The organism is Mycobacterium scrofulaceum (assembly GCF_002086735.1).
GTDB lineage: Bacteria > Actinomycetota > Actinomycetes > Mycobacteriales > Mycobacteriaceae > Mycobacterium > Mycobacterium scrofulaceum.
This window is the reverse complement of sequence record NZ_MVIJ01000086.1, coordinates 1-12252: the sequence shown is the minus strand read 5'-3', so window position 1 is coordinate 12252 and position 12252 is coordinate 1. Positions and strand designations below refer to the sequence as shown.

Genomic DNA, 12252 nt, shown 5'->3' with positions numbered 1-12252 from the left:
CCAGACCGTCAAAGATCTGCTGAACCCGTCAAGGATCTCTAGAACCCCTGCCGTCCAACATGTCTTGAACCTTTACATTGACAGCAGGGTCAACTCTGACCCGAGTGGGCCATCCCACTATCGAAACTTTTGGCCCGCCGCCGTAGCGCGAGCCGATAGGCTGAAGCTCAAGCGCTCCGCGCGCAACTACCTGGGCGTCTGGTTCCATTCCCAGGTGGTGGTGGTAATCAGCAGCTGACGCGACGAACAGCGGTTCAACGTAGGGCTGAACGCCGCTCCCCGCCGAATTACGGGCGAAGCTCTGTCTTTGAATACCTCGCCCGCGGCAGTTCGCGGCATGTCGGGAACGAGATGCACACAGAATGCGGTCAGGGGCGGCGGAAGGTAAATCCCTCCCACGCCTGGCGCCGAACCGCAAGCGGGTCACACTCGACCCGCGATGTCCTGTCGAAGATCATCACCGCATGGTCGGCACTGACGTGGCTGGGCCAACCCGCGCCAGGCACGCCTGTGCGGGCGAAGGCGCACCACCGCGACTGGACATCCTCGGTAATGCGCAGCGCCGTATATTTGTCGCCTGCCGCGCTGAGCAGCCGACCCAACCGCGTTCTGTAGACGTCGAAAACTGCGAGCAATTCGGTAGCATGAGTGGCCCCCAGCCCGGACCATCGCAACGTGCGCGGAGCGTAGTCATAGCGGTACACGTATACCGGAGCGTGTGCGCTGTGCGCGTCGGCGATCTGCCATACGACCGATGCGAACGTGAAGTCGCCTCCCAATTCAATACAAGCAGCGGCTTTCGGATAAGAGGGGTACGCCGCCGTAATCCGCTCACGGTCAGCAGATTCCACAGTCGATAGCAGCAGCTCGATCTTGGGTTCGTTCGTTGGCAGTAGTTTCAGGAAGCGGGTGAACAGCTTGGCTTCTTCCGCATTGTTACCCACGACGAGAGGCACTCGGTGTGCTTTTCCCAAGCGCAACGAATCCATTGGATCCAGCGGCAGGTAGTCGGTTCCATATGTGGGACCGACCGGATATACGCCCGGCGCGTTGCGGCTTTCCTGCATGATCAGATGATCCAAAGTCGCTACGAGGTCGGTCGGCGGCGCGGTCAGCAAGACCGCGGCAGCGTCTCGCCTCCGAGCTCCGAGAATCGCCGCAAACCTTGCGGCGTATTCTTCAGATTGTTCACGGGAACTAGCCAAACCTCCCGCGGGGCTCTCAGAAATGGCTTGAGCGAACAGCCCTTTAGCAGCTGGAACAGCCAACAGCGTCGCCACTGCGTGTGCCCCTGCGCTCTCGCCGAATATCGTCACAGCGTCGGGATTGCCGCCGAAGCTTGCGATGTTGTCACGCACCCAACGGAGCGCCATAACCAGATCACGCAGATAAAGATTGTCGTCGATGCGGAAGGCGTCGGTAGACAGAGACGAGAGGTCAACTGCTCCAAGCGCGCCCAGCCGGTAATTAACTGACACGAACACGCACCCCTTGCGAGCCAACGATGCCCCGTCATATACCGGTGTCGCGGAGCTGCCGAGGAAGTATGCGCCGCCATGGATGAACACCATCACAGGTAACGGCCGCTCGTATCTGGTGTCGGGCGCGACGACGTTCAGCGTCAGGCAGTCTTCGCTCATCGGCTGATATTTGCCGAGGCCAACAAAAGTGTATTTGCGCGGCTGTGGTGCACAGTACCTGAAACGGTGACACGGCAAGACTCCCTCCCACGGCTCGATTGGCCGGGGGGCTCTTAGGCGCAACGCCCCGACGGGCGGCTCGGCGTAGGGGATGGATCGCCACCTGGTCACGCCGTCTCGGGAGAAACCCTCGACCAAGCCGGAAGTTACTGTGGTGCAGACGGTACGAAGGTGCATCGCTCGACTGTAGCTAATGGCCATTCACATCCTGCTTAAGTGGATGGATGTCACGCATATCTTGGTTTTGGTAGCTGTCGGCTGCCCTTAACTATGGCCAGCTTTGGGCTGCGCCACACAGCTCAGAGGTTCTCAGGCCGAATTGGCTATCGTGCGGTCGAGAAATCCGGCGACTGCTGCAGTGAAGGCGTCGTTGTCGTCGCCGGCCACCATGTGACCTGTGCCGGAAACGTCCACCGCTTCGGCGTGCGGGACAACCTGGAGGAATTCATCGACCGACTGCTGCGATGTCACATCCGAGAGGACGCCGCGCACCAGAAGCGTTGGTGCCTGCACGCGACGGGCCCCCTCAACAAGCAGTTCGCTGATCGCGTCGAACTGTTCGGCACCAGTGGCGGGGTCACCTTGCAGGAACTGAAAATTAGAGGTGATGAAAGCCGGATCCCATCGCCAAATCCACCTGCCATCGTCGCGTTGGCGCAACACTTTTCGCAGTCCGTCCAGGCTTTCGGGACGAGCGCGGTGCGGATTGTATTGGGCGATGACGTCGGCCGCGTCGTCGAGCGTGCCGAATCCGTCGGGATGGGCGGCCATAAATGACACGACGCGGCGTGCACCGTGGAACTCCATTCGCGGGGTGATGTCGACAAGAACGACTGCTGACCACAAATCGGCTGGTGCCAGCAGATGGGTTCCCAAAATGGTCATGCCACCCAACGACGCACCAACGACCACCGGCGGGCGGTCGTCACTCGCATGTTCGCGCACAGCCAGCAGATCGGATGTGAGTCCTGCGAGTTCGTATCGCCCAGTCGGGTCCCACCCGCTATCGCCGTGGCCTCGGGCATCGTAGGCGACGACGGTGTAACCGCGCGCATGCAACCGGCGCGCCGTGGTGGTCCAAGCGTGGCGATTTTGACCACCACCATGCAGGAGAAGTACGACGGCGCGGGCGGTGTCGTGCCGGTAGAAATCCGCCGTGAGGGTGACGCCGTCTTCGGTGCGGATTCGCTCGCAGGTAACAGTCATTTGATTAGGCCGCGATAGCCAATTCGGACGGCACTCGTGCTCAGTCTCGCCATCAACCGGAATACCCCCTCGGGCTAACCACCGTCACGGTTCCCTGCGCCGCGCATACCGCGCGCCCCGCGTTGGAGACATCGATTCTGGCGACACCGCTACGCTTGCCCAGCGCGATGATCTCGGTGACCGCAACGCACACTCCGCTCGACACGGGCTGCAGCAGATTTAGCTTGAATTCCGTTGTGGCCACCCATGATCCCGCTGGGATAACCGGATAGAACACCACGCCCAGACAGTGGTCTACCATCGCCGACAAGCATCCGCCGTGCAGGTTGCCGAACGGCGTCATCAGGTCGTCCCGAGCATCCATCTCCACAACCAGACGTCCCGCGGCGAATTCGGTGTGCCGAAATCCCAAGTAGCTGGACAGCCCACCCGCGGTTGCCGCCGCATTCTGCAACTCGTCGGCAATCTCTTGGCTGAACTGCTCGAACTTCATGTCTAGAGCCCCTCGTCGTTCACCGATACTGCTGCCACTAACGAGACATTACTCCGTACTTGTTGCATCAGCGCAAGACCGGGTGGTGGTGAGCAGAGGAGGAAGCAGGAATCTTCGTAGAAAAGCATCGAGGCCCTCCGGGCTGCGCTGCCTTGGGCCTTCGACCGTGAGTAGGCTGAGGATAGCCCGCAGTATCCACTCGGATGCATCGTCGACCGACACCCCACGCTCAAGTTGATCCCAGTGCGCGGCGAAGACAGGGCGAAGGAACTCGGCGACGAGTTCGAACAAAGCCACCGACGTACCCTTGGCCAGCCCTACGCCGGCGAGTTCGTCGTCACTGCCGAATAGCAATCCGATTATGGGTTCACGGTGGGCCGCACGGAGTGTAACCTCGACGAAATCCAGTATCGCCGAGCCTAAATCGGCATGCGCTGCGATCCGCGCACTAATGCGGCGGAGGTAGCGTTCGGCTGACCGCAAGATAACACCGGAAATGACGGATTCACGACTCGGAAAGTAGCGATACACCGTGGCGCGGGACACCCCGGCCTGCCTGGCGATGTCCTCCATCGTGGTGCCCGGTAGCCCCTTGTTCTCGAGGGACGTTGCGGCGGCATCGAGCAGATGGTCTCGGGCGATGTCGCGGCTCGCGGCGGTCGCCGTGCCCCATCGCAACGATTTTTTCGTCACCATTCAAGTATGCCGTCCCGTGCCGTTCGTGGGCTGACGATCGAAGCAGTTGTCGTATAGCACCTTATGTGACAATATCGCAGATATGTCGCAAAGGCGTCGACGATGACCGCGGCCTGACCGTTGCCGATTCCACGCCGCACTCCGGTCGTCGTCGCAGTTGGTGAGATCACGCACCGCGACGACGGTGTCGTTGACCCCATCGATTTGGCTTCCGAGGCCGTGCGTCGAGCATTGCAGGACTCGGGCGCTGCTATCGGGCATCGAATCGATATGGTGGCGACGCCCGGAATCTTGATGATTCCGCGTGACAATCCTGCGACGAGGATTGCCGAAGCGGCTGGGCTGGCGCCAATACGGCGCATCAGTTGTCCGGTTGGCGGTAATACGCCTCAGTACCTCGTTGAGGTGCTCGGCGCCCGCATCGCGCGCGGTGTCAGCGACGCGGTGTTAGTCGTCGGAGCGGAGAGCGGCGCGTCAGCTCGTAGGGTTGGATCGGGTCAGGTGCGACGAGACCCGAAACCCGTTGAGGGCCGGGATGAGTCACTTGGCGATACTCGCCCCGGTCTGAGCGCGGCCGAGATGTGTGCTGGACTGCGTTGGCCGCACCAGGTGTACCCGGTCTTCGAATCGGCGATTGCGGCTCGATCGGGCCGGACCTTCGATGAGCAGCGTCGCTGGCTGGGAAACCTGATGGCCCCCTTCACGCTCGAAGCATCGAGGCATCCCGGCCAGGCATGGTTTCCGCGCGCGCGCACTGCCAGTGAGCTCAGCTCGGTCTCGCCAACTAACCGGATGGTGTGCGAGCCATATCCCAAGATGCTCAACAGCATTATCACCGTCGATATGGCAGCCGCCTTCGTCATGATGGCTGCCGAAGTCGCCGACGAAATCGGTGTTCCTCGTGACCGATGGGTTTTCCCATGGTGCGCGGCCACTTGCAACGACGTGTACTTTCCGGTTCAGCGGCCCGATCTCAGTCGGTCCGCGGGAATTCGCGCTGTCGGACGGGCGCTCCTAGCTGCCTGCGACCTTTCCGCCGATGACATCGGATGGTTCGATTTGTACTCCTGCTTCCCTTCCGCGGTCGAAGTTGCGATCGAGGCGCTCGATCTCGATCCAGCGGATCCACGCGGGTTCACGGTGACCGGTGGATTGCCCTACCACGGAGGACCGGGTAACAACTATGTCAGCCACTCGATTGTGGAGATGGTTCGACGCTGCCGAAGCGAACCGGACGCCCTAGGACTGGTTTCCGGATTAGGTTGGTACATCACGAAGCACTCGTTGGGCCTATGGTCGGCGACGCCGCCGCCGACTGGGTGGCAGACACCGGACATGGCGGAAGCGCAGGCCGCGATTGATGCGACTGCGGTTCCAGTCGCTTCTGCCGCCGACACATCCGGTAGGGCAACGATCGACGGCTACACGGTGGTACACGACCGCGACGTTGGCCCTTCGTGGGTGCCTGTTCTCGCGCGTCTACCCGACGGCCGGCGCGTCGCGGCTCGCAACGACGATGCGAAGGTGGCGAAGGAAATGTCAAAAGAGATGATGGTCGGACGTCAGGTAACTGTGCGGCCCGCTGATCAGCGCGTCGAATTCGAACTGCCATGAAGGCCGATGCGCTCGTGCTGACCAAGCCGCGCGCCCTCGAGCGGCGCACTCTTGCGGTACCGCCCGTCGACGGCCACTCCGGAGTCCTTCGGATCGAGGCGTGCGGGCTCTGCGGAACCGATCACGAGCAGTACAGCGGTCACCTACCAGCGGGCTTCGCCTTCGTCCCGGGACATGAAATCGTCGGTGTCGTTGAGGCAGTCGGTGACGCCGCAAGCGCGCGTTGGGGTGTGTCGGCAGGTGATCGGGTTGCGGTCGAGGTTTTTCGATCGTGCCGGGAGTGCGACGCGTGCCGCCGAGGTGAGTATCGCAGGTGCTCGCGCAACGGACTGGCCACGATGTTCGGCTTCGTCGACGTAAACATCGATCCCGGCCTGTGGGGAGGGTACGCAACGCACCTGCATCTGCCCTTCGATTCCATGCTGTTGTCGATTCCAGACAGACTCGACCCGATTGTCGCTACGTTGTTCAACCCGCTGGGCGCGGGAATCAAATGGGCTGCCACGCTGCCGGAGACCGCGTCAGGCGACGTCGTCGCAGTCCTGGGGCCAGGCATCCGCGGCATCTGCTCGGCCGTAGCAGCGAAGGAATCCGGAGCGGCATTCGTCGCTATGACCGGACTCGGACCACGCGATCGACCACGGTTAGCCGCAGCGTCCAAGTTCGGCGTGGACCTGACCATTGACGTGACCCGTGAAGACCCGGTCAAGGCCCTGCAACGAGCGACCGGTCAACTCGCAGACGTCGTCGTCGACGTCACCGCCAAAGCGCCAGGTGCATTCGCTGACGCCGTCGCACTTGCTCGACCAGGCGGACGCGTGGTGATCGCCGGCACCCGCGGCGGCGGCGGAGCACCAGGCTTCGAGCCAGACCTCCTCGTTTTCAAAGAACTACGCGTCCTCGGCTCGCTGGGGGTCGATTACCCCGCCTATCAGAGCGCGATCGAATTGCTCGTCTCTGGGCGTTGGCCCTTCGATGAACTATCCCGGGACGTCGCCGGTTTCGCGGGCCTACCACGATTACTCGACGTCTTAGCCGATGGCGAGCCGGGCACGATTCCGGCCTTGCACAACGTCTTCGTACCGATGGCCTGACGTGCCAGCAGTGCCCAACTGAAAGGACTCTCAATGACGATGTCAAGCCGCCGACTGAGTGATCGGGGGTGAGTCGGGTTGCCAGGTGCGGTTGTCGCGGATGAGTGCGTAGAGGACGTTGGTGCGGCGTCGGGCCAGGCAGATGGTGGCTGGGATGGGTCGTTTGCCTTGGTTTCGTTTGCGTTGGTAGTAGGCGCGGGAGGCCGGGTCGCAGCGGATGGCGGTCAGTGCGGACATGTACATCACCCGGCGCAGCCGGCGGCTGTAGCGCTTGGGGGTGTGCAGTCGTCCGGTGCGTTTTCCCGAATCTCGAGATACCGGTGCGAGCCCGGCCCAGGCGGCGAGCTGGTCGGCCGAGCCGATCAGTTCGGGATCGCCGACGGCGGCCAGGAATTCAGCACCGAGCCGAAATCCCATGCCTGGGATGCTGGTGATCACTTCGGCCAGTGGATGGCGGCGAAATCGGTCCTCGATGTCGGCATCGGTGGTCTTGATGCGGTCATCGAGGGCAATCACCCCCTGCGCCAGATCAGCGATCAGTCCGGCGGCCACTTGTTCGCCGGGCAGTCGGACCGTTTGAGTTTTGGCGGCCGCCACCGCAGCCGCCGCAATGGCCGCGGCATTACGCACTCCGGCGTCGGCCAGGATCCGGGTCAGCCGCGAAATACCGGTCTGGCGGATGGCTTTGGGGCGCTGGTAGCGCGCCAGCAGCACTACCCAGCCCCGGTCAGCGCTGAGCTGGGCGGCCCGCTCCAGCGCCGGACACACCGCAACGAGTTGTTGGCGCAGTCGGTTGATCGTGCGGGTGCGGTCAGCGACCAGGTCGGCGCGATGAGCGGTGAGCAGCCGCAGTTCGGTGATCAGATCGTCGTCGGGATGCAGCAGTGGCAAGTCATCGCCGCGCATCCGCGACTGATCAGCGATCACCCGGGCGTCTTTGGCGTCGGTCTTGGCTTCACCACCTCGATAGACCGCCGAGGCTTGCCAGACCGCACGGCCCGCCAGGTAGCGCACCGACTTGCCGGCATCAGCCAACACGGTCAACAACAGGGCGGCATACACCGTGGTCAGGTCCACCGTCCAGGCAACCTGATCAGCCAACGAGTCAATCTCGCCGATCAGCGCACGGATCGGTTGCTCCTCGTTGCCGAGTCTGCGCGACAACACCACCGTGCCGCTGTTGTCGACCACGCACACCCAGTGATGTTCCTTGCCGACATCAACCCCAGCCCACAACTGGCCCGCTGCCATCGATCTCCTATCCGCTTGTCTGCCAACACGATCCCCACGGACAACCCCGCCAGCATTTCCTTAAACAAGCGATCACGTCGCAGATCTCAATCAGCGGCCCGAGGAAGTCCAGGAAGGCCGGGCGGCCAGTCCTTTCAAGCCGCACCACCAGGCCGGCAACCGACATGCCGCCTCACCCGACCCACCCGGGTCACAGCACAACGTAACAACACGAAGTAACTGCACCTACGAACTTAAGGACCGACTGTGGGCAGTGGAAACCGCGTCGAAATGCTCGGCCTGACAGACGCGCGCCGGCGCGCTGCTCAATGTGGCATCCCCGAAGCCATAGCGGAGTTGTCGATATTCCGAATCGCGCTTCACCAGCCTAGTGTGGCAATGGCCTTGAACGGACTGCTGGAGGCGTTGCTGTGGACCGGGGACCTCGACGCGCGGCTGCGAGAGCTGATCATCATGCGAATCGGCTGGGTCACCGGCTCGGTCTATGAATGGACGCAACATTGGCGACTCGCACGAATGCTCGACGTGTCCGAGCGTGACCTGCTCGCGGTGCGAGATTGGCAGAATGCTAACCACTTTGGCGATGCCGAACGTGCTGTACTTGCGGCGACCGATGAGACACTGCGTGACGGCACCATCTCGGATGGCACGTGGGCTGTGTGCCGAGATGCGTTGCAAGCAGACCCGGGGCTCCTTGTAGAACTTGTCGCGGCGATTGGCAACTGGCGACTCTTTTCTGCGCTCCTGCGATCTCTGGATGTGCCGCTCGAAGACGGCGTCGACGAATGGCCCCCTGACGGTGTTCGACCATCGTGACGCAGCGTGTCCAAAATGCCTGCGGTACCGTGCTAACGGTATCGCGCCGAAGCGGACCGTACTGGCGCTTGGATCGCCCGGCGCGGCTCGCCGTGACCATGAGCTGCACTTTGCCAGGTCGGCATACGCCAAGTTGCTGCGTTCGGCACCTTAATGCGGGATTTCTCGTCGTTTAAGGCCGCAATGGCCGAAGTTATCGAACACGTCCAACCGGAAACGAGGCCGCAACCTTGGATGCTCCAAATTCAACTGAACCGCAACGCCTGCCGTCACACACGCCTACCTGTATGGGTTGCGGGACCCGAGAATTCCAGTGGCCTGCAGCTAGAGGTCTATCGTCTGGACGATGAGGTATATGCCGATGTGGCATTCGATGAGCGTCATATCGGTGCGCCCGGCTTGGCGCACGGCGGGGCTATCGCGGCGGCGTGCGACGACCTTTTGGGCTTCACCCTGTGGATCGCCGGCACGCCTGCGGTCACGCGCAATCTCGCGATCGAGTATCTAGCGCCGGTTCCGCTACACCAGCCCCACCGCATTAGCGCACGTATCAGCGTGCGGCAAGGACGTGCCTTACACTGGCGAGGGGGTCGGTGAAGATGGCGTCATTCGTTTCACCGCAACAGCGGTTTTCATCACGGTAGAACCCGAACACTTCGCCGCCCACGGCGACATCGCCGGTTTCGGAGAGCTTCTTGACCAGCTCGTCCGCTTCGCTGGACCCAACACCGCTCATGACTCAGATGAAGGTGCGTAATCGTCGGTATTTTAGTCAAAATGCAAGAGTTTCAAGCGTCCTCACGTTTACGTTGCGGCCACCAGCTGGTCTCACGGAGCAATGTGGCGATCGCGGGAACCGTGAGAGTGCGGACAACAAAGGTGTCGAGTAGTAGGCCACAGCCGATGATGAGCCCGGCTTGGATCATGATCGCGACCGAACCGACCATAAGGCCGAACATGCTGGCCGCGTAGATGAGCCCGGCGGAAGTGATGACTGAGCCGGTGTTTGCGACCGTGCGCAGTACGCCGACGCGGATGTTGTGAGCGGATTCCTCGCGTAACCGCGAGATCAGCAGCATGTTGTAGTCGGCGCCCACCGCGATCAAGATGATGAACGCCAAAAGCGGTACCAGCCAAGCGATTTTCTTACCGAGGCCGTATTGGAAAACGAGCGTCCCGATGCCCAGTGCGGCTGCGTAGTTGAGCACGACCGTACCGAGCAGGTAGAGCGGGGCCACCAAGGCGCGCAGGAGAACGACGAGGATCAGTCCGACGATGACGAGCGTGGCAATGGCCAGCAGATGGAAGTCGGCCGACAGAAGGCGCTGGATATCGGAGTTGACGGCGGGGAATCCGGCCATCGATATTTTGGCGTTGGCCAAGGAGGTGTTGGGCGTGCAGCATCGGCAACTTGGGTGATCTTCTGAGCGAGATCCATCGCTTCGCTGCTGTAGGGGTTGTAGCTGGATTCGATGGCGAAGCGTGCGGTCTTGCCGTCAGCGGACAGGAAGTGCTTTGCCACATCGGAGAACTGGCGATTCTCGAAGGCGTTAGCCGGGAGGCAAAAGCCGCTGGAGTTGTCCGAACCGGCGCTGGACCGCGCGGAATTCTGTAGTTGGGTGGCGATCTGACTCATGCCGGACAACATTTCGATGTTGCTGTCGGCAAGGGTATGCACACCGGTGGCTAGGGCTTGTGCGCCCGATGCGAGCTGGCTGATGCCGTTTTGGAGGCGGCGGATGTTGCCGGCCATGTCGGCGGGGTCGCCGAGCGCTCCGAACGCCTTGTTCAGCGAGGTGACCGTGTTCTGCAGGTCTGCCATGGTGCCCCCCGCAGTATCGCCGCCCGGCTGGTACATGTCGCCGAGGTTGGCGAGCTGGCTGAAAAAGCCGCCATCGCGCAAGGTCACCAGAATCCGTACCTGGTCGCGGATCTGGGTGCACTCGGGTGTGGAGGCAAACCAGGGGGAGGTGTTGAGCGCACCGACCAGCGGGTCGATCGTGGCGATCGCATTCTGAGCTTGTTGAGCTTCTTGACGTAGCCCAGGTCCGGCTCGGATAGCTTGGTCGATGGTCGGTGTGGTAGTCGAAAGTTGCTGCAGCAGAGGGCGAAAGCGCTGAAATTGCGAGCCGCTGGACTGGGCTTGGTTAAGGATACCGGTCAGCGGAGTCAACGCTGTGCGAAGGGTGGTGTCAAGTTGCGCCAGGCCGCTGGCGAGTTGGTCGGCACCGCCGGTGAGTTTGGTGAGATCGGTCTTGTGGGCGTCTCCTTTGGCGACGGCATCGGCCATCTTGTTGCCGATCTGGACGTTTTGCCAAGAGAGCTGTGCCTGATCGAGTCGTGCCCCGGTGGGCCGGGTGACGCCGGATACTTTGGTGACGCCCGGCAATTGCGACACGCGAGACGCCATCTCATCCAGGTCGGCCAGGCCTTTACCGGTGTGCATATCGGTCCGTGATTCCACGACCATGAACTGGGTGATGACGATATCTTTGCGAAAGTGCCTGTCCAGCAGGTGATAACCTTCGTTGCTGGCGGTTGTGTCCGGCTCTCCTTGGCGGTCGTCGTAGCTCATGCGCATGGTCAGCGCGACAGCCGCTAGCCCTAATACAAGGGCCAGGCTGGCGGCCAGCAGTGGGGTGGGTCGGCGGACTACGGCCACGGCGATCCAGTTCCAGTAGCGGCGTGTGCGGTCGGCTTTGGGTTCGCCAATGCCGCCGTTTGGCGGCCAGCGCCAATACCGGAGGGAACAATGTCACGGTGGCCGCGACTCCGACGAAGACGGCTATCGCGCACGCTGGGCCCAGCGCGCCAAAAACGCTCAGCTTTGCAAAGAACCATGGCCAGAAATGCAAACGCCACAGTCGCGGCGGAGGCCAGGATCACCCGGCCGATGGTGGCGGTTGCGTTGATCACCGCGAGGTCAGCCGAGACGTCCTGGCGGCGCTGCTCGTGATACCGGCTGATCAAAAATGCCGAATAATCGGTGCCGGCGCCCAACAGAATCGCCGTCATGAACGCGATGGTGAATCGCGACACCGGCATTCCCGCTTCGCCCAGCGCCGAGAGCACTCCGCGCCCTACCGCAAGGCTGACCCCGATAACCAACAGAGGCAGCAACGCGGTAAACAGTGACCTGTAGATGACCAGCAAGATCAGCGCTATCAGCCCGGCGGTCACGACGGAGATGACAATCAAATCCTGCTCAGCCGAATCGATTTGATCGCTGAACGTCGCGGGAGGGCCGGTTACGCGGACCGTCGTGGATGTGCCGCTAAAGGACTGGGCGGCGATAGCGGTGATGGCTTAGTAGTGCGGTGAGGCCGCCGGGAACCGGTCGGTGGTCGCCGACTGCGGGTCATCTTGCCGGGGCAGCAGGTAG

The 12252-nt window shown here is 62.1% G+C and carries 8 protein-coding genes and 2 pseudogenes; 4 read left to right on the top strand and 6 right to left on the bottom strand.

Features of this window, described 5'->3' with window-relative positions:
- Window positions 1–368: 368 nt before the first annotated feature.
- From BST44_RS27825 to BST44_RS27810, 4 genes are all read right to left on the bottom strand, one after another.
- Window positions 369–1877, bottom strand: a complete 1509-nt coding sequence (locus BST44_RS27825; RefSeq protein ID WP_033721569.1) for a carboxylesterase/lipase family protein — start codon at window positions 1875–1877, stop codon at window positions 369–371.
- Window positions 1878–2009: 132 nt separating this feature from the next.
- On the bottom strand, window positions 2010–2906 hold the full coding sequence (locus tag BST44_RS27820; RefSeq protein WP_033721570.1) for an alpha/beta fold hydrolase: 897 nt from the start codon (window positions 2904–2906) through the stop codon (window positions 2010–2012).
- A gap of 52 nt (window positions 2907–2958) precedes the next feature.
- Window positions 2959–3399, bottom strand: a complete 441-nt coding sequence (locus BST44_RS27815; protein ID WP_007172283.1) for a PaaI family thioesterase — start codon at window positions 3397–3399, stop codon at window positions 2959–2961.
- Window positions 3400–3447: 48 nt separating this feature from the next.
- Complete coding sequence (locus BST44_RS27810; protein WP_046182710.1) at window positions 3448–4095, bottom strand: TetR/AcrR family transcriptional regulator; 648 nt, start codon at window positions 4093–4095, stop codon at window positions 3448–3450.
- Window positions 4096–4215: 120 nt separating this feature from the next.
- On the opposite strand from BST44_RS27810, the gene BST44_RS27805 reads away from it, so the two are divergent.
- Both BST44_RS27805 and BST44_RS27800 read left to right on the top strand, forming a co-directional pair.
- Window positions 4216–5709, top strand: coding sequence for an acetyl-CoA acetyltransferase (locus BST44_RS27805; RefSeq protein ID WP_007172286.1), 1494 nt, complete (start codon window positions 4216–4218; stop codon window positions 5707–5709).
- Window positions 5706–6803 (top strand): zinc-dependent alcohol dehydrogenase, encoded by a 1098-nt coding sequence (locus BST44_RS27800; protein WP_007172287.1) that lies wholly within the window; start codon window positions 5706–5708, stop codon window positions 6801–6803. Before BST44_RS27805 ends, BST44_RS27800 begins: the two co-directional genes overlap by 4 nt.
- Window positions 6804–6845: 42 nt before the next feature.
- Here the strand turns inward: BST44_RS27800 and BST44_RS27795 are convergent, their stop codons facing one another.
- Window positions 6846–8054: an IS110 family RNA-guided transposase gene (locus tag BST44_RS27795; RefSeq protein WP_007172600.1), complete on the bottom strand. Its 1209-nt coding sequence runs from the start codon at window positions 8052–8054 to the stop codon at window positions 6846–6848.
- Between the two features lie 246 nt (window positions 8055–8300).
- On the opposite strand from BST44_RS27795, the gene BST44_RS27790 reads away from it, so the two are divergent.
- Window positions 8301–8870: a carboxymuconolactone decarboxylase family protein gene (locus BST44_RS27790; RefSeq protein ID WP_372457562.1), complete on the top strand. Its 570-nt coding sequence runs from the start codon at window positions 8301–8303 to the stop codon at window positions 8868–8870.
- A 287-nt stretch (window positions 8871–9157) separates the two neighbouring features.
- Window positions 9158–9627, top strand: a pseudogene (locus tag BST44_RS27785) (PaaI family thioesterase).
- A gap of 31 nt (window positions 9628–9658) precedes the next feature.
- Here BST44_RS27785 and BST44_RS27780 read toward each other — a convergent pair.
- A pseudogene (locus BST44_RS27780) lies at window positions 9659–12176 on the bottom strand (MMPL family transporter); the annotation flags it as partial.
- Between the last annotated feature and the right edge of the window lie 76 nt (window positions 12177–12252).

What these genes read in the sequence shown, in the direction of transcription:
- BST44_RS27825 (WP_033721569.1), bottom strand. Translation starts at nt 1,877, where the DNA reads ATGCACCTTCGTACCGTCTGCACCACAGTAACTTCCGGCTTGGTCGAG.
- BST44_RS27820 (WP_033721570.1), bottom strand. Translation starts at nt 2,906, where the DNA reads ATGACTGTTACCTGCGAGCGAATCCGCACCGAAGACGGCGTCACCCTC.
- BST44_RS27815 (WP_007172283.1), bottom strand. Translation starts at nt 3,399, where the DNA reads ATGAAGTTCGAGCAGTTCAGCCAAGAGATTGCCGACGAGTTGCAGAAT.
- BST44_RS27810 (WP_046182710.1), bottom strand. Translation starts at nt 4,095, where the DNA reads ATGGTGACGAAAAAATCGTTGCGATGGGGCACGGCGACCGCCGCGAGC.
- BST44_RS27800 (WP_007172287.1), top strand. Translation starts at nt 5,706, where the DNA reads ATGAAGGCCGATGCGCTCGTGCTGACCAAGCCGCGCGCCCTCGAGCGG.
- BST44_RS27795 (WP_007172600.1), bottom strand. Translation starts at nt 8,054, where the DNA reads ATGGCAGCGGGCCAGTTGTGGGCTGGGGTTGATGTCGGCAAGGAACAT.